The following is a 19,054-nucleotide window of genomic DNA, read 5'->3' as shown; positions in this document are numbered from 1 at the left end:
GCCTGAGGCCCTGCCGGTGCGCGAGGCGGACAGGCAGGGCCTGGGTGGGCCCGGATTCTTCATGCTGCGGCGGTCATGCCCGCCAGGATCAGGCCGACCGATGCATGCCAGACAGTCTCGCTGGCCGGCCTGCCCGCCAGCGCATAACCGTGCAGGAAATCGACAAGCGTATCGCACCCGCGCTGCCGGGTTTTCCTATCCAGTTCGAGGCCGTCGAGGGCCTGCTCAAACAGCGCCGCAAAGCGTTCGGCCACGTCGGCTTGCGTCACCAGTCCGCGCGCCATCAGGCGCACGAAATACGGCGTGGCGCTGACCAGCTCCAGGTACAGCGCGCATAGCGCGAGCACGCGCCGTGGCGGCGCCTGGCGCCGCGTAAACGGCGGCTGCGCCGGATCGAGCGCGGCAAAACGCACCGCCATCAATGCCAGCAACAATTCCTCTTTACCCGCATAGTAGTGATACAGGGCCATGGTGTCGACGCCCAGCTTCTGCGCCAGCGCGCGCAGCGAGAACGCTTCGCCTTGCTCTTCCAGCAGGGGCAAAGCCGCCTGCAGGATGCTGGCGCTGTCCAGCGCGGGCGCGGCGCGGCGTGGCCGCCCGGCGCGGCGCACGGCAGGTTCGATGGCTTGAAGTTTTTTGGTTTCCATGGGCATAATTCTACACCGTAGAATTAAATGAAGGAATATCCATGAACCTGCCTATTGTCAGTGTTTTTCTCGGCACCAGCATCGACGGCTGTATCGCGGGAGAGGATGGCGACCTGTCCTGGCTGGCCGAACTGGCACCCGATTCGCCCGAGGCCACCGGCTACACGGCCTTGATGGAGCAAGTCGATACCTTGCTGATCGGCCGCACCACCTATGACGCCGTGCTGGGCTTCGAACCATGGCCGTATGCGGGCAAGCGCGTGGTGGTACTCAGCCACCGCGACTTCGTGCCGCGCCACGGGGAAACGCGCCGCGAAGGCAGCGTGCGGGACGTGCTGGAGGCGTTGGCAGGGGAGGGCTGCCGCCACGTGTATCTGGACGGCGGCGCCGTCATCCGCGCCGGCTTGCGCGAAGGCGTCATCGACAGCCTGACCTTGTCCGTGCTGCCTGTGGTGCTGGGGCGCGGCGTGCGCCTGTTCGAAGACGGCTTGCCGCGTAGCGACTGGCGGCTCGATGGCACGCGCCAGCTGCCCAGCGGCGTGGTGCAGCTGCGCTACCGCAAAAATTAAGCCACGTTGGCCAGTTCGACGATAAAGCCTGTGTCAAAAGCTTCGTTCTCGGGGGTGCCATCCGGCCGCTTGTAGCCGCACGGGTTGCAGACCACGCGGCAGTCCTGGATGCGGTAGTCGAGCGAGGCGTGCATGTGGCCATGCACCCACAGGTCCGCTTGCGCCACCATTGCATCAAGCTGCGAGGCAAACGCGGGCGAGCCCAAGTTCGTTGCGTATTGCTCTTCCACCGACAGCATCGACGGCGCCATGTGCGTGATGACCACCGTCCTGCCATTGAAGGGCTGCGCCAGCTGCTGTTGCAGCCAGGCCTTGTGTTGCGCGTGCAGCTGCGCCGTGTCGGCCGCGCACAGCAGGCGTGGCGTGTCGCCGCCCGTGCTGATGCGCTGGTAGTCGGGCATGTAGCTTTGCGCCGCATTCAAGGCTTCTTCCTGACGCTCCGCGCCGAACAGCAGGAAGTCCGTCCACAGCGTCGCGCCGAGGAAGCGCACGCCGTTCAATTCCACGGCGTCGCCGTCGAGCAGGCGGATGCTGGCGCCGTGCGCATTGGCGCTGGCGCAGGCCTCGCGCACGGCGTCCTGCATGTGTTCGAGCTGGTGGCCGTAGCCTTCGTGGTTGCCGTGCACGTACAGCACGGGCAGGGCGCCAAAAGTGCGCGCGGCCCAGGCGATGGCGTTGTTGCCCGTGTCAATGTCGCCGGCCAGGATCACCACGTCGGGGCGGCTGGCGGCAAGGTCGATGGCGGGGGTGTCGTCACCCCAGACTTCCAGGTGCAGGTCGGACAGGATCAGCAGACGCATGGCGATAGGGGAGCAGTGACGGGCCTCTATCGTAGCGCAAACGGGCGGCCGCGCGGCGGCGTGCTTGACCGCGTGCGGCCGCCGACGTTACCCTGTGGCATCGCCCACCGCCATTGCACACTTACTTCTGGAGCCGCATGCAGCCCTTCTTCCTTCCCAAGACCTTGTTGAGTATCGCTCTGGCCGCCGCGCCGCTGGCATCCACCGCGCAGGTGGCCGCGCCGGCCGCCGATCCACTGACGCAGCCGATCGCCTCGCCGTACGCGGAGCAGTGGAACCGTCCGCAACAGCCGGCGCGCATCCATGGCGACACGTATTACGTGGGCGTGGGCGGCTTGAGCGCTGTGCTGATCGACACGCGCGACGGCTTGATCCTAATCGACGGCGCGCTGCCGCAGTCGGTGGCGGCCATCGAGGAACATATCCTCGAGCTGGGCTTTCGCGTGCAGGACATCAAGTTCATCCTGAATACGGAAGCGCACTTCGACCATTCGGGCGGCATCGCCGCGCTGGCGCGCGACAGCGGCGCGCAAGTCGTCGCCAGCCCGCTGGGCGCGCAGGCGCTACGCGCGGGCAAGGTGCTCGACACGGATCCGCAGGCGGGCGCAATCGATGCCATGCCGGCCGTTGAAAACGTGCGCGAGATCGCCGATGGCGAGACCCTGCGCCTGGGCGGCGTGACGGTGACGGCACGCTATACGCCCGGCCATACGCCGGGCAGCACCAGCTGGACCTGGGTCTCGTGCGAGGATGCGGCAGGCGATGATTGCCTGAACGTGGTGTTCGGCGCCAGCCTCACGCCGGTGGGCGCCGGTGATTTCCACTTCAGTGGCGATGCGGATCATGCCGACATGACGCCGGCCTTCCGCCGCACCATGCGTGACTTCGCCAAACTGCCCTGCGATATCCTGATCTCGGCCCACCCCGACCATTCCGGCGCCGATGAAAAACTCAGGCGTCTGCTGGAAGGCGCCACGCCGAATCCCTTCATCGATGCGCAGGCGTGCCGCGATTATGCGGCCAGGAATGAAGCCAAGCTCGATGCGCGCATCGCCAAGGAAAAAGCCAGGCAGAAAGCCCAGGAAACTGCCAAGGATGGCGAGGCTGCGACAAAATAACAACGTTGGCGCATTCGCCATGCAAAGCGGTTGACGCACTGCAGCATCCGGTGCAGAATCAATGTCCGTAGTGCAGATTAACCCAACAAAAAGAAAGGATCCCCATGTTCGAGCTGGCTGGCAGCAAATTGTTCTACCACTAGCCCCGTGCATGACGCTCGGGGCCATCGGCATCTTGCCGGTCCCGAGCCGGTGTCCTTGAAAACCCCGGTGAGGAAACTCGCCGGGGTTTTTTGCTTTACCAGCACCCCGGCATAACGACAAACCCAAGGAATACCGTTATGCCCATTCATCAGACCTTGCACGGCGCCCGGGTGCCCGTGCATATTTTTACCGACGATATCGATGCGCAGGCCCTGCGCCAGCTGCAGCATATCGCCAGCCTGCCCATCGTCCATCCGCATGTGGCGGCCATGCCTGACGTGCATGCCGGCACCGGCGCCACCGTCGGCAGTGTGATCCCCACGCGCGGCGCCATCATCCCGGCCGCCGTGGGCGTGGACATCGGCTGCGGCATGAACGCCGTGCGCACCACCCTGACGGCCAGCGACTTGCCCGACAACCTGGCGCGCCTGCGCAGCGCCATCGAAGCGGAGGTCCCCGTCGGCTTCGAGCAGCATGACTGGAGCCGCGTACAGGGCTCGCGCCATGCGCGCGCCGCGCGCCCCCTCGCCGGCCGCCTGGAGCACATCGTCGAGCGCCATCGCGGCATCGCCAAGATGCTGCGCCAGTTCGAGCGCACGTGGATCTGCCAGGCAGGCACGCTCGGTGGCGGCAACCATTTTATTGAAATCTGCCTCGATGAGGAGCAGCGCGTGTGGGTCATGCTGCATTCGGGTTCGCGCGGCATCGGCAATGCGATCGGCCGCTATTTCATCGCCGCCGCGCAAAAGGACATGCGGCGCCACCAGCTGCAGCTGCCGGATGCGAACCTGGCCTACCTGAGTGCAGGCTCGACAGTGTTCGATGACTATGTGGAAGCGGTGGACTGGGCGCAGGATTACGCACTGCTCAACCGCGGCGAGATGATGCGCCGCGTGCTCGACGTGCTGGTGAAGTTCGCGCCGCCGTTCCAGCTCGACGGGGAAGCCATCAACTGCCACCACAACTACATCGCGCGCGAAACGCATGGCCATGAGGACTTGTACGTGACGCGCAAGGGCGCCATTTCAGCACGGCAGGGGGAGCTGGGCATCATCCCCGGCAGCATGGGTGCGCGCAGCTTCATCGTGCGCGGCAAGGGCAATCCCGCATCGTTCTGCTCCTGCTCGCACGGGGCCGGGCGCAGCATGAGCCGCAGCGAGGCAAAGCGCCGCTACGACCGCTTCGACCTGGCCGAGCAGACTGCCGGCATCGAATGCCGCAAGGACGGCGGCGTGGTCGACGAGATTCCGGCAGCGTATAAAAATATCGACGCCGTCATGGCGCACCAGAGCGACCTGGTGGAAGTGGTGCATACCTTGCGCCAGGTCGTCTGCATCAAGGGCTGAAAGGAGAAAACATGAAAATCAAGCTAAAAACCACGCCCAAGCCGCGCAATCGGCTGGTGGCGGCGGCGAAACTGCGCGGCGGCGCCGGCGCGCACCAGTCGGAGGCGTCGCCACGCGCGGCGCGCCGGGCCGGCAAGCACCGCCTGCAGCAATTGCTGGCGGGGCGTCTCAAGCCGGACGATTAGCGCCCGAACGACGCGGCTGCAGCTCGACGATGAAGTCCGGGTCAAAGTCGGGGTTTTGCGGCGTGCCGTCGCGTGTCTTGTAGCCGCACGGATTGCTGACGACGCGGCATGGGCCCAGCTGATAATCGCGCGAAGCGTGGATGTGGCCATGCACCCACAGGTCCGCCTGCGCGGCCAGTTCTTCCAGGCGCGAGGCATAGGCGGGCGCATGCGCTGCGCCGCCATGGGCGGCGTCGAGCGACTGCAGCGACGGCGCCATGTGGCTGATGACCACCGTGCCGCCGTCAAAGGGCTGCGCCAGTTCGCGCGCCAGCCAGGCTTTTTGCTGCGCGTGGAACATGGCCGTGTCGGCCGCGCGCAGCTTGCGAAAGCCCATGCCGGCCAGGCGGATGCGCTTGTAGTCGTTCATCAGGGCTTCCGCGTCGCGCATGGCCGTCTGGCGCGTGTCGTCGCCCAGCAGGCGGAAATCCGTCCACAGGGTGGCACCCAGGAAGCGCACCTTGTTGCCGTCCTGGTCTGCTATCAGATGCGTATTCGCGTCGAGAAAATGCACGTTCGGCGTGGCGGCGCAGGCCGCGCGCAGCTCCTGGCGTACCTTGTCCAGGTGGTGGCCATAGCCTTCGTGGTTGCCGTGCACGTACAGTACGGGCAGGCCGGCAAACGCGGTGGCTGCCCAGGCGACGGCGCGCGTGCCCGTGTCGATGTCGCCGGCCAGGATGACGGCGTCTGGACGGCTGATGGCCAGGTCGCCTTGCGGCGCATCGTCGCGCCATAACTCATGGTGCAGGTCGGACAGGATCAATAGACGCATGCGGTTTTCCAGGCGCAGGGAGAGACTGCCATCCTACCTGAAAGGCTTCATTCTTCCTGCAGCGCGGCGAACGCCTGCGCCAGGTGGTCGATCAGCATGCGCACGGCCGGCAGCAGGCCGCGCCGCGACGGGAAGACGGCGTGGATGATTTCGCGCTGCGGCCGCCATTGCTCCATCAGCGGCAGCAGGCTGCCATCGGCCACCTGCGCGGTAATCATCATGGTCGGCAGCTGCACCACGCCTACGCCGGCCACGGCCGCGTCGCGCAGGGTCAGCATGTCGCCCGTGACGAAACGCGGCGCATGGCGCAGCTGCGCGCGCGCGCCACCGGGGCCGTACAAATCCCACTGGTAATGCTGCTGCGGCGCGCCCAGGGCCAGGCTGGGCCAGTCGGCCAGGTCGGCCGGCGCCTGCGGGACAGGCGCGTCGCCAAACAGCAGCGGACTGCCCACCATGCACTGGCTGCGCTCGGCCAGCACGCGCAGCACGAGATCGCTGTCGGGCAGCGGCGGCGGGCGCACGCGGATGGCCACGTCGATGCCTTCGGCCACCAGGTCGACGCGGCGGTTGGTCGCTTCGAGCAGCAGCGTCACTTGCGGATGTTCACGCATGAAACTGGCCAGCATGGGCGCGACCAGCGATTGCAGCAGGGCGATGGGGCAGGACAGGCGCACCGTGCCGCGCGGCGCGGCGCGCGTCAGCTCGATGGCATCCTGCGCCGCTTCCGCCTCCACCAGCATGGCCTTGCAATGCTCGTAAAACGACTGCCCCACCTCGGTGACGGAAAAGTGCCGCGTGGTGCGCTGCAGCAGGCGCACCCCGAGGCGCTCTTCCAGCAGCGCGATGCGCCGGCTCAGCTTGGATTTCGGCATGCCCAGCGCGCGCCCGGCCGGGGCGAAGCCGCCATGGTCGACCACCTGCACAAAATAATACAAGTCATTCAGATCCTGCATGCCCTCTCCTTGATCGTTCCATATTTAGAACGCTGATGGCACATTTTACCGTCTAGCGCACTCATCGTTGCAAGCGTATTCTGTCTCCATCGCAGTTCCACTGCCGAACATACTCACACAGGAGATCGAGATGAACAAAATCACCGGTATCTACAGCGCACCGCGCCAGCACTGGGTCGGCGACGGTTTCCCCGTGCGCTCGATGTTTTCGTACAACGGCCATGGCAAGCAGCTGAGCCCATTCCTGCTGCTCGACTATGCAGGTCCGGCCGAATTCGCACCCGGCACCCGTCCACCTGGCGTCGGTTCGCATCCGCACCGCGGCTTTGAAACCGTGACCATCGTCTACAAGGGCGAAGTGGCGCACCGCGATTCGACGGGCCAGGGCGGCGTGATCGGCCCCGGCGATGTGCAATGGATGACGGCAGGCGCCGGCATCCTGCATGAAGAGTTTCACTCGCCAGCCTTCACGCAGTCGGGCGGTACCTTGGAAATGGTGCAGCTGTGGGTCAACCTGCCGGCGAAAAACAAGATGGCGGCGCCCGGCTACCAGGCCATCACCAGCGACACCATTCCTACGGTGACGCTGCCGGACGGCGCCGGCTCCGTGCGCGTCATCGCCGGCGAATTCGACGGCCAGCACGGACCGGCCCGCACGTTCTCGCCGATGCAGGTGTGGGACATGCGCCTGGCCCAGGGCAAGTTGACGGAATTGCCCGTCACGCCAGGCTGGAGCACGGCGCTGATCGTCCTGCACGGCACGGTGCTGGTCAACGGCGAGAGCGTGCTGCGCGAAGCGCAGATGGCGCTGTTCGAGCGCGATGGCGACAGCATCACCATCGAGGCGAACAACGACGCCGTGGTACTGCTGCTGAGCGGCGAGCCGATCGACGAGCCGATCGTCGGCCATGGCCCCTTCGTCATGAACAGCGAAGCGGAAATCGTGCAGGCGTTCGAGGATTTCAACAGCGGCCGCTTTGCCCGCATCGCGCCGTAAGCAGCAAGCAGTAAGCAGCAAGCAGCGAGTAATACCCCATGCCGCATCCCGCGGCATGGGCATGCACACGGCGCCGCCAGATGGCGCCACTTCCAGGAGACTACCATGAGCACCCCCGCCAATTTCAACGGATTGCCCCCGATGATCGATCCCGATGACGCCGTCATGCTGCTGATCGACCACCAGAGCGGCTTGTTCCAGCTGGTGCGCGACATCGAGCAGCACGTGCTGCGCGGCCACGTCACGGCGCTGGCCAAGCTGTCGCGCCTGGCCAACATGCCGACCTTCACCACCGCCTCCGTGCCCGATGGCCCGAATGGCCCATTGATCCCGGAAATCCACCATTTCAACCCGGAAGCCGTCTACATTCCCCGCACGGGCCAGATCAATGCCTGGGACAATCCGGCGTGGGTCGAGGCGATTGAAAAGACCGGCCGCAAGACCCTGCTGATCGCCGGCACGCTCACCAGCGTGTGCATGGCCTTCCCCACGATCAGCGCGCTGGCCGCCGGCTACAAGGTGTTTGCCATCATCGATGCGTCGGGCAACTGGTCGAAGATGGCCACCGACATCACCATGGCGCGCGTCACCCAGGCCGGCGCCGTGCCGATCGACACGTATGCCGTGCTGGCTGAAGTGATGAGCACCTGGAACCGCGCCGACGCGATGGAATTTGCCGCCATCATGACGGACCACATCGTGCCGCCGTACCGCGCGCTGATCGAAAGCTACGACAAGGCGCAGGGCGTGCAAAAGAATGGCCGCGAGACCAAGCTGGAAATCCTCGAAGCGGCCAGCAAGGGCTGAGGGGGCTAAGGCGCCTCGTAGCGGGCGCGGATCGCCGCCAGCGCGCCGCGCTGTTCCAGGCGCGTGATGGCGGCGTTCAGGCGCGCCAGGTCGGCGCTGCTGGTGCTGCGCGCATTGAGCATCAGGTGCACGGGCGCACGCAGGGCGAGGAAGGGCAGGGTACGCAAGGCCACGCCCTGCTGGCGCGCTTCGTGGCGCACGGCCAGCACGTCGCCCATCAGCAGGTCGGCGCGGCCCGCATCGAGCATGCGCACGCCTTGCTGGAAGCCGCCGAAGGTATTCAGGCGGCTTTCCTTTTCCAGCTGCGCGCGGGCCGCCGCATACTGGGCGCCATACCAGCCCACCTTGGGCGCCAGCAGGGTCGACTTGCCGCGCGCCAGCTGCGCGAAGCTGCCGACCGGCGGCTGGCTGGCGGCATTGCCCGGTTTGCTGAACAGGCCCACGGCTTCGTCGCGGTAGGCGATGGAAAAGCGCGCATACGACAGCCGCTCGGGCGTCTCCGAGGCGGCCAGCATCAGATCCAGCCCGCCTTTCTGGAACAGCAGCTGGCGCCGCGCCGTGGGCAGTTCCGGCAGCGTGACGAGCGTGCATTGCGCTTCCTTGAAGATCGCCTGCAGCAGCTCCAGGTCCAGCCCCGTATAGCTGCCCTGCGCATCGCGGTAGACATACGGCGGCCATTGCTCCAGCGCCATCGTCATGCGGCAGGCCACGGCGGGCGTGGCAGTTACACCAAGCACGGCCGTAAACAGGAAATGGCGCAGGCGCATACGGGAGGTGCTTCCATAGAGTGTCAACTTGCTATCCAATTTGCCAGAATGCCCGGATAAGTCAAGGGGCGAGGGCCGTCAACGGCGCCATGGCCGTGTTTTTCGTGGATTTGTGCGCGCTTTTCGCACAATCGCGGGCGCGCGCCATAGCCAGGCACGGCGGACAACGGGCAGTGGAATCGGCTATAGTGGCGCCGTGCCTCCACTGCAAAGGAATACCGCTTGACTCCCCCGCTCGAGATCGCCGCCAATGCGCTGATGACTGTTTCCATCATCCTGGCCGGCCGCAACAATATTCATTCCTGGTGGATCGGCATCGTCGGCTGCGTGCTGTTTGCCGTGCTGTTTTACCAGGTCAACCTGTACGCCGACGTGATGCTGCAGCTGTTCTTCATCGTCACCTGCGTCATCGGCTGGCTGCAGTGGCGGCGCGGCGCGGCGGGCCAGCCCTTGCCGATCACGCGCACGGGCTGGCGCAGCCTGGCGTGGATCGTGCCGGCCGGCATCGCCGCCGTCGCCGTCTACGGCATGCTGCTGCACCGCTTTACCAATGCGTATGCGCCCTTCATCGATTCGGCCGTGCTGGTCTTCAGCATCATCGCGCAATTTTTGCTGATGAACCGGCGCATCGAAACCTGGGGCTTCTGGCTGCTGGTCAACACGGTGGCCGTGCCGCTGTACTACAGCCGCGGCCTGCACCTGACGGCCGTGCTGTACGCGGCCTACTGGGTCAACGCGCTGATCTCCTGGTACTGGTGGGGCGTGCAGGCGCGCCGCGCGGCGGCCGCAGCGCCGCCCGTGCCCGGCACGGCCACGACCATCGCCGATGCGTGAATGTTGTCAGATGACAAGTCCTTAGATCCAAATCGTATATACATTCAATTTTTAATTCGTTCACGCCATAAAGGCACCGCGATATAGTGGCATTTCCCCGCTTACCGGTGTCTTTTATGTCGCGCTTTACCCTTTCTGCCATTTTTTCCGCCGCCCGGCACCAGCTGACCATGCACTGCATGGCGCAGTGGATGCCGATGCGTGGCCGCCCACGCATCCCGTAATTCCCGCACGTCCCCCGTTTGTTGTTTGCCCGCTGGCCTGCCCGGTCCGCGTGCCCCCGCTCGGCCTTTTCACCTGAAAAAGGCCGCAATCCCATCAAGAGGAAACCATGTTCAAACCACTCGCCATCAGTCTTGCCATCGCCGCCGCTTTTCCCGCCGTCTCCACCATCGCCCATGCCGAGGAGGAAATGGCGAGAGTCAACGTGACCGGATCGAATATCCGCGTCAGCGAAAAAGAGGGCGCCAGCGCCGTGCAGGTCATCACCGCCAAGGAGCTCAAGGCCAGCGGCAAGACCAGCGTCGCCGACGTGCTGCGCGCGATTTCCGCCAATAGCGGCAACAGCTACAACGAGCAGTACACGGGCAGTTTCTCGGCCGGCACCTCGGGCCTGTCGCTGCGCGGCATCGGCCAGAAAAATACCCTGATCCTCGTCAATGGCAAGCGCGTGGCCAGCTATGCCACGGCGCAAAATCTGCAGGAAACCTTTGTCGACCTGAACAGCCTGCCGATGGCGGCCGTGCAGCGCATCGAAGTGCTCAAGGATGGCGCCTCGTCGGTCTATGGCTCCGACGCCGTGGCCGGCGTGGTCAACATCATCCTGTATAAGGAATTCACGGGCACGGACATTACGGCGCAGTGGGGCGGCTCGACCGAAGGCACGGGCCAGCATGAAAAAAGCGCGGCCCTGCAGACGGGTTTTGGCAAGCTGGAGGAAGACGGCTACAGCCTGGTCTTCTCGATCGACGCGCAGCAGCGCGACAAGCTGCAGCAAAGCGACGTGGCGTGGATGCGCGACGCGGATTTCCGCACGCAGCAGCGCGGCGCGCTGGGCTGGGTTGCCACCAACTACGCGGGCAGCGACCCCACGCGTATCCTGGGCGGCGTGCGCGGCCCGCTGCAACTGGTCAATTACGGCGACATCTCGCCCGGCAAGACGGGGCAAGTGCTGGCCTACAATCCGTCGCCGTATAAAACCCTGATTCCCGGCATCGAGCGCGTGCATACGGCGGCGCGCGCCACCTTTAAACTGAATGCGGAGACGGAAGCGTATGTCGACTTGCTGCACAGCTATTCGCGCGCCGACCAGACCTTCAGCGCGCCGTTGACGGTCAACAATGCCACGCGCGTGTGGAACAACGCCACGCAGGCGCTCGACACGATACCCGTGGTGCTGCCCGTGGGTCATCCGAACAATCCGGGCACGACGCCCCTGCCGTTTACGGCCACCCTGTTCGACCTGGGGCCGCGCCTGAAGCAGGACCGGGTCACGTTCTACCGCGCCCTGGCCGGCGTGAAAGGCACGCTGGCGGGTTGGGACTGGGATGCGGCCGTGGGCCACTCCAGCAGCAAGCTGGAAGAACCCGTGCAGAACTTCGTCAACCGCTATGAATTCCAGAAGGTGCTGGCCGACGGCAGCTACAATTTCTTTGACCAGTCGCAAAACAGCGAAGCCGTGCGCAACCGCCTGCGCCTGTCGACCCTGCGTCCGGCCGAATCGACGCTCGACACGGTCGACTTTTCGGCCGCGAAAGACCTGTGGCAATTGCCGGCCGGCCCGCTGGGCTTTGCCGCCGGCGCCCAGTGGCGCCGCGAAAAGATGGATTCGCAAACCTCGACGGCCGTGTTGTCGGGCACGGAACTGCGCCCGGCCATCAACATCATCAACGGCTCGCGCAGCGTGTCGGCCCTGTTTGCCGAATTCAACGTGCCCGTCGTGAAAGACCTGTCCGTCAACCTGGCGGGCCGCGCCGACCATTACAGCGATTTCGGCAATGCGTTTTCGCCGAAAGCCAGCGCGCGCTACCAGGCGGCGCCGTGGCTGCTGCTGCGCGGCACCGTCTCGCGCGGCTTCCGTGCGCCGTCGTTGCCGGAAATTACGCAAAGCACGGCCGTCAGCTATGTCAGCGTGCTCGATCCGCGCGACCCGATCACGCCGACGCAGACGCGCGGCGTGACGGCCATTACCATCGCCAATACGGCGCTGCGTCCGGAGCGCTCGAATAACCTGAACCTGGGCGTGGTGGTGTCGCCCACCAGCAGTTCGAGCATCGGTCTCGATTACTACCGCATCAAGCAGGAGGGCGTGATCGGCACGGAAAGCGCCACCACCACCCTCGCCAATGAAGCGACCGCGCCGCAAAAGATCACGCGCGATGCCGATGGCCGCATTACCACTCTGTACCGCCAGTACCGCAACCAGGGCCAGCGCGAAGTGTCCGGCATCGACCTGGACCTGCGCCAGCGCTTCATCGACAAGGACTGGGGCAAGCTGACCCTGGCCGGCCAGCTGAGCCGCGTGCTGCGCTTTGCCGAACCGCTGTCCGATGGCGCGCCACTGACGGACGGCGCCGGCACCAATTATTTCGGCTCGATCCCGAAATGGCGCGGCGTCACCTCGGCCACCTGGGAGCAGGGCAAATGGGCCTCGACCCTGACGTGGAACTACGTGGGCAGCTATGCGCAAAGCACGCACCTGGCGGAATCGGTGGCGGCCTTCAGCACGTTTGACGTGACCACCAGCTGGCAAGTCACGCCGGCCGCGAACGTCACCTTCATCGTGCAGAACCTGGCCAACAAGCGCGCGCCGTGGGATTACTCGGCCTCCGGCTTCGACTATACGCAGGCCGACCCGCGCGGCCGTTTTGCCTCGCTCAAGCTGAACTACAAGTTCTAAGCGGCGCGTTCTAGTGGCCGTTTGACACCTGCCGCTGGCCCGCCTGTTCCTGCAGGCGCTGGCGGTAGGCGCTGGGCGTGACGCCCATGCGTTCGCGGAAGGCGGTGGCGAAATTGCCCGCGTTGTGAAAGCCGATCAGCAGGGCGATATCCTGCACGTCGATTTCCGTCTGCTGCAGCAGTTCCACGCCGCGCGCGATGCGCGCTTCGCGGATGAAGGCAAACACCGTCATGCCCGTCTGTTCGCGGAACATCAAGGTGAGTTTCTCGCGGTAGGTGCCGACGCTGCGGGCGATCTCGGACAAGTTCGGCAAGCTGCCCAGGTTGTCGAGGATGAGTTGCTTCACGGCATTAACGAAGACCAGGTCCGGATGCTGCTGGCGCTCGCCGATCGGCGTGGCGGCCGGTGGCGTACTGTTGCTTTTACGCATCAACCCCAGGTGGATATGGATGCGCGCGGCCAGTTCGTCCGGCGTGAACGGCTTCGAGATGTAGTCGACCCCGCCCACCTGCAAGCCCATGATGCGCTCTTTGGCCGCATCGGCGCCGCTGAGGAAGATCACGGGGATCTGCTCGGTTTCCGGGTTGGCCTTGAGCAGGCGGCACGCCGTGTAGCCATCCATTTCAGGCATGCGCACGTCGAGCAGGATCAGGTCGGGATGGGTGGCCAGCGCCAGCTGGTAGCCCTGGTAGCCGTTGAAGGCAATGCTGAAACGATACGGCTGCTCGCTGAGCAGCTCCATCAGCATGCGCTGCTCGAACGCGGAATCGTCCACGATCAGGATGTTTTTTTTAATGGTTTCGCTGGTCAGTGGCATGGCTTGGATGACTTAACCAAAAAGCAAGTTGTGGCTTATTATGCCTCGCTTTTTCTTTTTTTTCTGCTTTTCGCGTGTTTCAAAAGATGTTTCTCCGCAAGAAGAAGCGGCAATTTTTTAGATGGCTAATAATCGAATCGTACATTGATTTAAAGCAATGTCGATTGTAAAAAAATATGGTTTGCAATCGAGGCAAGTGGCAGTCCCTCGCGGTTGGACTCCGTAGCGATGTATGTGTTGTCCTGGTTTGCGTGCCCTAGAAAACGCCGGCAATTCCGTGACTATCCTCAGTGCCCTCTTGAACAGGGGCCCGACCATGATGTTTCATCATCCGGAGGCTTTATGTTACGCGTTAAATTTTCTCCTCTTGCCGCAGTGGCCACCGCCGCTGTCCTCGCCGTCGGCGTGCCTGCCATCGGCAATGCCGCCTCGTATTCGAATGGCACCAATACGACGACATTCGACGTCACGCTGAAAATCATCGCCAACTGCGTGATTGCGGCTCTGCCACTCGACTTCGGTCAAACTCAGGGTGTACTGGCTACTGCCGTTAACGTCAATACGACGCTGAACGTCACCTGCACCAATACCACCTTGTACAACGTGGGGCTGAATGCCGGCACGGGCGCCGGTTCTGTCGGCACGACGCGCTATCTGAGCGGCACGGGCGGCAACGCGGCCACGGTGCAGTTCAACCTGTTCCAGACCGCCGGCGCCACGGTCTGGGGCAATACCCAGGGCACGGACACCCTGGGCGGCACGGGTAACGGCACGGCCCAGCCCATCACCGTGTATGGCAACGTGCCGCCGCAGGCCACGCCCATGCCCGACACCTACAAATCGACCATCACCGCCACCGTCTACTTTTAGGCGGAGTGCCCATGACGTTGCGCCGTGCCTTTCTGTCCTGGCCGCTGTTGCTCTTCAGCGCGCCCTGGGCCGGCATGGCCGGCGCCGCCAACCTGCAGATTTCGCCCGTGACCCTCACCATGCGGGCCGAGCAGACAGCGGCCGGCATCACCCTGCAGAATCTGGGCGAGGCGCCGCTGTTCGGCCAGGTGCGCGTGTTCCTGTGGGACCAGGCGAATGGCGAGGAAGCGCTGGCGCCGACGCAGGAACTGGTGGCCAGCCCGCCCATCGTGGAAATTGCCGCCAACAGCCGGCAAACCATCCGTCTCGTGCGTACGCAGGCGGGGGCGTCGGCGCAGGAGCGCACCTACCGCGTGCTGATCGACGAGGTGGGGCGCGATGACGATCCCGCGCGCAGCGGCGTCGACATCCGCCTGCGCTACTCGGTGCCCGTGTTCGTGCTGCCCAGCGGTATGCCCGGCAAGGAAGTGCTGGACTGGCAGGTGTTCCGCAAGGACGGTGAATGGATGATGCGCATCAGGAACAGCGGCAATTTCCACGCGCAGATCGGCAGCATGGTGCTGGCCAACCAGGCCGGCAAGGAATTTGCTGTCAGCAAGGGGTTGTTTGGTTATGTGCTGGCAGGGCGCATGCGCGAATGGCGCCTGCCCGTTGCCAGGGACGCCGCGCTCGAAGGACCGCTGGCGATTGCCGTCACCGTCAATGCAAAGGCGCTCGTTGCCCGAAATTCGCCGTCACCCTGAACCTTGCCAGCATGGCGCGCGCCAGCGTAACCGGGTTACACCATGAAATGGTCGCTCACTTGGCAGGCTTGCTCGATGGCGCTGCTGGCCGCCATGGCGCCGGCGGCCAGGACAGCCAATGTGGGCAACGTGGGTAACCTAGCGGAAGCAGCGGGGACAGCTTTATCAGGGGCGGCGGTATCGGGTGCCGACCCTGGCCCGGCCAGCCTGCCCGGGAATCCGGCGGCACCGAATGAATTGTATCTGGAGGTCATATTGAACGCAGAAGCGACGGGACTGATCTTGCGCTTTACCCAGCAGGGTAAGGGCTTGCTCAGCAGTGTGGAGAACTTGCAGCAGCTGGGGCTGGACCCGGCGCGCTTCGGCGCGCCTGGCCAGGCCGAGGTGGCGCTCGACTCCATCCCCGGGCTCAGCTATGACTACGATGCCGCGCGCCAGAGCCTGTCGCTGCGCGTGGACGACAGCCTGCGCGCGCCATTCATGGTCAGCGCCCGTTCCAGCAGCCGCCCGCCGCCGGCCCGGGTCACGCCTGGCGCCGTGCTCAATTACGAAGCGTATGTCGAGCTGGGCCAGACGCGCCGCACGGCCCTGTTCCATGATGTCCGCTACTTCAATGACAGCGGCGTGTTCAGCAATACCGGCACCTTGAACCTGGGCGCGGGCCAGCGCCAGTACATGCGCTTCGATACCTTCTGGAATCACGCCGATGCCGAGACGCTGGAAACATGGCAGCTGGGCGACCTCATTTCCGGCTCGCTGAGCTGGAGCCGCGCCGTGCGCATGGGAGGTTTTCAATGGCGCAAGAATTTCCAGCTGCGTCCCGACCTGCTGACCTTTCCCGTCGCCTCGGTCGACGGTTCGGCCCTCGTGCCGTCGTCGCTGAGCCTGTATGTCAATGGGGTGCAGCAATACTCCGCCAGCGTGCCCAGCGGCCCGTTCGTGCTGAACCAGGTGGCCGGCATCAACGGCGCGGGGCAGGCGACCGTCATCACGCGTGACGCGCTGGGCCGCAGCGTGGCCATGACCTTGCCCCTGTATGTCGACACGCGCCTGCTTGCCAAGGGCTTGACCGATTTTTCCATCGAAGCGGGCGCCCTGCGGCGCGAGTATGGCCAGCGCGTCTTCGACTATGAAAAGAAACCGGTGGCCAGCGCCACGGGCCGCTATGGCGTGAGCGACAGTGTCACGCTGGAAGGCCATGGCGAACTGGGGCCGGGCGTACTCAACGGTGGCGCCGGTGCCCTGCTGCGCCTGGGGCAGGCGGGCGTCATCAACGGCGCGCTGGCCGTCAGCGCCGGCCGCAGCCGTGGCGCGCAGGCGAGCGTCGGCTACCAGTACCTGGGACCGCGCTACAGCGTCGACCTGCAAAGCGTGCGCGCCAGCGCCCGTTACGGCGATCTGGCTTCGCGCGATGGCAGCCCCGTGGCGCGCGCCGCCGACCGGGTCTCGCTGAACCTGGCCTTGCCCGCGGGGCAAAGCGTGAACTTCAGCTATATCGCCTACCGCGCGCCCGGCATCCCCGCCTCGAAGATCGCTACCGTCGGCTATTCGGCCACCTTGTTCCACGGCATCTTCATCAATGCCAGCGCCTTCCAGGATCTGCGGCAGCGGGACAAGCGGGGATTTTATGTGGGCTTGAGCATGGCGTTTGACAACAATATCGCCTTGAGCGCGAATACCAGCCGGCAAAACGACGCGAATACCCGCAGCGTCTCGGCCCAGCAAAGCGCCGATTTTGGCGGTGGCGTGGGCTGGGCCGTGCAGTCGGGTACGTCGGGCGGCGCGGCCTACCGCCAGGGACAGGTCGATTACCTGGGCAATCTGGGGCGGGTCACGGCGCGCGTGCAGACGAATGCCATGAGCAATGCCGGCTCGCTCGGCGCCGCCGGCGCCCTGGTGCTGATGGACGGCCACGTGGCTGCCGCGCGCCAGGTGGGCAACGGTTTTGCGCTGGTATCGACGGGCGGCGTGGCCGATGTGCCCGTGCTGCATGAAAACCGGCAGATCGGCAGCACCGGCGGCAGCGGCTATTTGCTGGTGCCCAATCTGAATCCTTATGGCAATAACCAGATCAGCATCGGCACCGATGCGCTTGACGTCGATGCGCGCGTGCCCGTGACGAATATCAATGTGGTGCCGAAAATGCTGTCCGGCGTGCTTGCCGCCTTCCCTGTCGAGCGCTACAGCGCCGCCACCATCGTGCTGCAGGATGCCGACGGCAAGCCGCTGGCGACGGGCTTGCCCGTGCTGCACGTGCAAAGCGGCAAGCGCACGGTGGTGGGTTTTGACGGCCTGGCCTTTGTCGACGAGTTGAGCGCGGAGAACGAGTTGCAGATCGGCGACAGCGGCAGCCAGTGCGCGGTGCGCTTTGCGTATGTGCGTCCGGCGCAGGGCGGCTTGCCAATGCTGGGGCCGCTGCGCTGCCTGCCTGCCGGGGGAGGCCGCTGATGCGCCGCCTGCTGCTGTGCCTTATCGTCCTGCTTGGCTGCGCGAGTGGCGCGGCACGGGCCGACACGTGCTCGGTAAGCATGACCAATATCAACTTTGGCAACATCAGCCCGATTTCCGGTACCGATTACACGGCGCAGGCCACGGGCACGTTCAGCTGTGTGTTTTCCTCTCTGAACCTGGGGCAACTGCTGACGCCAAATGCGCAAGTGTGCATTTCCCTGGGCCTGGGCACGAATTCCACGTCGGCGCTGCCGCGCAAGCTGGGCAATGGCAGCAACCGCATGGACTACAACGTGTACGTCGATGGCACGTATGCGCCGGCGAAGATCTGGGGCGGCGCCAGCGTCACGGGCGCGCCATCGACGTTCGCGATGACCCTGTCGGCGGGCTTGCTGGCGCCGCCCGGCACGTATTCCATGAACTTTACCGTGTACGCGAAGATTCCTGCCGGCACGTCATTGGCCGCCGTGCCGACGGTGGCCAATGCCAACACGGTGTACACCTCCAGCTTTGCCGGCGCGGGTACCTATACCTACACCACGTACGGCCTGATCAACCTGGCTGGCTGCACCGTCAACAGCGGCAGCTTCGGTTTTACGGTGAACGCGACGGCCATCAACGATTGCACCATCGGCGTGACGCCGATGGCCTTCGCCAACGCCAGCATCCTGACGGGCAATCTGCGCAGCACCAGCACCGTGTCCGTGCGCTGTGTCAACAACAATGCCTACCAGATCGCCCTCAACGGCGGCGTCGTGGCGGCCAGCGTGGCGGGGCGGCAGATGAAAAATACGCTGACCACGGACAAGGTCAATTACTTGCTGTCGGCCACCCTGGACGGGCCCGTGTGGGGCGACGGCACGGCGGGCACCAGCATGGTGACGGGCACGGGCACGGGCGCCAGCGTGCCGCTGACGATCTTTGGCCGGGTGCCGGCACAGACGTCGCCGCGTCCCGGCGACTACAAGGATACGGTGACGGCGACGATTTATTTTTAGAACGTAACGGTGACGAGGCCGCCGCCGGACGGCGTGGCTTGCTGCTGCAGATGGTAGGGCGTGTTGTGACGGCAATGTACTTGCGCCAGCGCGCGCTGGGTGCTGACGCTGCAGACCTCGTGGATGACGAGGGTGGCCTGGAACGATGCGGAAGAGACGGTACCGGCGGTGGTGGTCTGGCAAAGCGTGAGGGCGAGCAGGGCTGGCAGTACGGCAAACTTCAATGGAGTCATCGTGAACGCATCTGGCAAAAAACGGGCGTGGGCAGCAACGCCGCATGGCATGGCTGACACCGTCT

Annotated in this window: 19 protein-coding genes; 12 read left to right on the top strand and 7 right to left on the bottom strand. The window is 64.9% G+C overall.

Features of this window, described 5'->3' with window-relative positions:
* Window positions 1-59: 59 nt before the first annotated feature.
* Window positions 60-647, bottom strand: coding sequence for a TetR/AcrR family transcriptional regulator (locus tag ACQ4WR_RS21330; protein WP_436489784.1), 588 nt, complete (start codon window positions 645-647; stop codon window positions 60-62).
* Between the two features lie 41 nt (window positions 648-688).
* Here ACQ4WR_RS21330 and ACQ4WR_RS21325 point away from each other — a divergent pair, with 41 nt between their 5' ends.
* Window positions 689-1,216: a dihydrofolate reductase family protein gene (locus ACQ4WR_RS21325; RefSeq protein WP_102296365.1), complete on the top strand. Its 528-nt coding sequence runs from the start codon at window positions 689-691 to the stop codon at window positions 1,214-1,216.
* On the opposite strand, the gene ACQ4WR_RS21320 is transcribed toward ACQ4WR_RS21325, so the two are convergent.
* Complete coding sequence (locus ACQ4WR_RS21320) at window positions 1,213-2,016, bottom strand: metallophosphoesterase family protein (protein WP_102296363.1); 804 nt, start codon at window positions 2,014-2,016, stop codon at window positions 1,213-1,215. The genes ACQ4WR_RS21325 and ACQ4WR_RS21320 overlap by 4 nt on opposite strands.
* Before the next feature lie 137 nt (window positions 2,017-2,153).
* Here ACQ4WR_RS21320 and bla point away from each other — a divergent pair, with 137 nt between their 5' ends.
* The 3 genes from bla (at window position 2,154) to ACQ4WR_RS21305 (ending at window position 4,809) form a co-directional block, all read left to right on the top strand.
* Window positions 2,154-3,134: a subclass B3 metallo-beta-lactamase gene (gene bla, locus ACQ4WR_RS21315; RefSeq protein ID WP_436489781.1), complete on the top strand. Its 981-nt coding sequence runs from the start codon at window positions 2,154-2,156 to the stop codon at window positions 3,132-3,134.
* A gap of 281 nt (window positions 3,135-3,415) precedes the next feature.
* Entirely contained in the window at window positions 3,416-4,624 is a 1,209-nt protein-coding gene (locus tag ACQ4WR_RS21310) for an RtcB family protein (RefSeq protein WP_436489780.1), read from the top strand.
* Window positions 4,625-4,635: 11 nt separating this feature from the next.
* The gene (locus tag ACQ4WR_RS21305; protein WP_436489778.1) at window positions 4,636-4,809 is read left to right on the top strand and encodes a hypothetical protein; all 174 of its coding nucleotides are present in this window, start codon (window positions 4,636-4,638) and stop codon (window positions 4,807-4,809) included.
* Here ACQ4WR_RS21305 and ACQ4WR_RS21300 read toward each other — a convergent pair.
* Window positions 4,793-5,620, bottom strand: a complete 828-nt coding sequence (locus ACQ4WR_RS21300; protein ID WP_436489777.1) for a metallophosphoesterase — start codon at window positions 5,618-5,620, stop codon at window positions 4,793-4,795. The two genes, ACQ4WR_RS21305 and ACQ4WR_RS21300, sit on opposite strands and share 17 nt — an antisense overlap.
* A gap of 47 nt (window positions 5,621-5,667) precedes the next feature.
* The gene (locus tag ACQ4WR_RS21295; protein WP_436489775.1) at window positions 5,668-6,573 is read right to left on the bottom strand and encodes a LysR family transcriptional regulator; all 906 of its coding nucleotides are present in this window, start codon (window positions 6,571-6,573) and stop codon (window positions 5,668-5,670) included.
* 130 nt (window positions 6,574-6,703) lie between these two features.
* On the opposite strand from ACQ4WR_RS21295, the gene ACQ4WR_RS21290 reads away from it, so the two are divergent.
* Both ACQ4WR_RS21290 and ACQ4WR_RS21285 read left to right on the top strand, forming a co-directional pair.
* On the top strand, window positions 6,704-7,570 hold the full coding sequence (locus tag ACQ4WR_RS21290) for a pirin family protein (RefSeq protein ID WP_436489774.1): 867 nt from the start codon (window positions 6,704-6,706) through the stop codon (window positions 7,568-7,570).
* A gap of 105 nt (window positions 7,571-7,675) precedes the next feature.
* Window positions 7,676-8,377 (top strand): isochorismatase family protein, encoded by a 702-nt coding sequence (locus ACQ4WR_RS21285; protein ID WP_219726867.1) that lies wholly within the window; start codon window positions 7,676-7,678, stop codon window positions 8,375-8,377.
* A 5-nt stretch (window positions 8,378-8,382) separates the two neighbouring features.
* Here the strand turns inward: ACQ4WR_RS21285 and ACQ4WR_RS21280 are convergent, their stop codons facing one another.
* Window positions 8,383-9,171: a substrate-binding periplasmic protein gene (locus ACQ4WR_RS21280; protein WP_436489772.1), complete on the bottom strand. Its 789-nt coding sequence runs from the start codon at window positions 9,169-9,171 to the stop codon at window positions 8,383-8,385.
* A 195-nt stretch (window positions 9,172-9,366) separates the two neighbouring features.
* Here ACQ4WR_RS21280 and pnuC point away from each other — a divergent pair, with 195 nt between their 5' ends.
* Together pnuC and ACQ4WR_RS21270 are read left to right on the top strand one after the other, a co-directional pair.
* Complete coding sequence (gene pnuC, locus ACQ4WR_RS21275) at window positions 9,367-9,978, top strand: nicotinamide riboside transporter PnuC (RefSeq protein WP_436489770.1); 612 nt, start codon at window positions 9,367-9,369, stop codon at window positions 9,976-9,978.
* 331 nt (window positions 9,979-10,309) lie between these two features.
* Window positions 10,310-12,877: a TonB-dependent receptor gene (locus ACQ4WR_RS21270; protein ID WP_436489768.1), complete on the top strand. Its 2,568-nt coding sequence runs from the start codon at window positions 10,310-10,312 to the stop codon at window positions 12,875-12,877.
* Between the two features lie 10 nt (window positions 12,878-12,887).
* On the opposite strand, the gene ACQ4WR_RS21265 is transcribed toward ACQ4WR_RS21270, so the two are convergent.
* Window positions 12,888-13,694: a response regulator transcription factor gene (locus tag ACQ4WR_RS21265; RefSeq protein ID WP_102297815.1), complete on the bottom strand. Its 807-nt coding sequence runs from the start codon at window positions 13,692-13,694 to the stop codon at window positions 12,888-12,890.
* 342 nt (window positions 13,695-14,036) lie between these two features.
* Here ACQ4WR_RS21265 and ACQ4WR_RS21260 point away from each other — a divergent pair, with 342 nt between their 5' ends.
* The 4 genes from ACQ4WR_RS21260 to ACQ4WR_RS21245 all read left to right on the top strand — a co-directional run bounded on the left by ACQ4WR_RS21260 (window position 14,037) and on the right by ACQ4WR_RS21245 (window position 18,756).
* Window positions 14,037-14,564: a Csu type fimbrial protein gene (locus ACQ4WR_RS21260; RefSeq protein ID WP_436489765.1), complete on the top strand. Its 528-nt coding sequence runs from the start codon at window positions 14,037-14,039 to the stop codon at window positions 14,562-14,564.
* Window positions 14,565-14,575: 11 nt separating this feature from the next.
* Entirely contained in the window at window positions 14,576-15,307 is a 732-nt protein-coding gene (locus tag ACQ4WR_RS21255; RefSeq protein WP_436489763.1) for a fimbrial biogenesis chaperone, read from the top strand.
* 255 nt (window positions 15,308-15,562) lie between these two features.
* Entirely contained in the window at window positions 15,563-17,755 is a 2,193-nt protein-coding gene (locus ACQ4WR_RS21250) for a fimbria/pilus outer membrane usher protein (RefSeq protein WP_436489761.1), read from the top strand.
* Window positions 17,755-18,756 carry a Csu type fimbrial protein gene (locus tag ACQ4WR_RS21245; RefSeq protein WP_102297807.1) on the top strand — a complete coding sequence of 334 codons (1,002 nt, stop codon included), beginning with the start codon at window positions 17,755-17,757 and terminating at the stop codon, window positions 18,754-18,756. The genes ACQ4WR_RS21250 and ACQ4WR_RS21245 overlap by 1 nt, the downstream gene beginning before the upstream one ends.
* On the opposite strand, the gene ACQ4WR_RS21240 is transcribed toward ACQ4WR_RS21245, so the two are convergent.
* A complete protein-coding gene (locus tag ACQ4WR_RS21240) occupies window positions 18,753-18,989 on the bottom strand; it encodes a hypothetical protein (protein WP_436489759.1) in 237 nt (78 codons plus the stop codon). The genes ACQ4WR_RS21245 and ACQ4WR_RS21240 overlap by 4 nt on opposite strands.
* Window positions 18,990-19,054 lie beyond the last annotated feature (65 nt).

The organism is Janthinobacterium amylolyticum (assembly GCF_051380655.1).
Taxonomy (GTDB): domain Bacteria; phylum Pseudomonadota; class Gammaproteobacteria; order Burkholderiales; family Burkholderiaceae_D; genus Janthinobacterium.
This window is presented reverse-complemented; position numbering and strand designations above follow the sequence as displayed.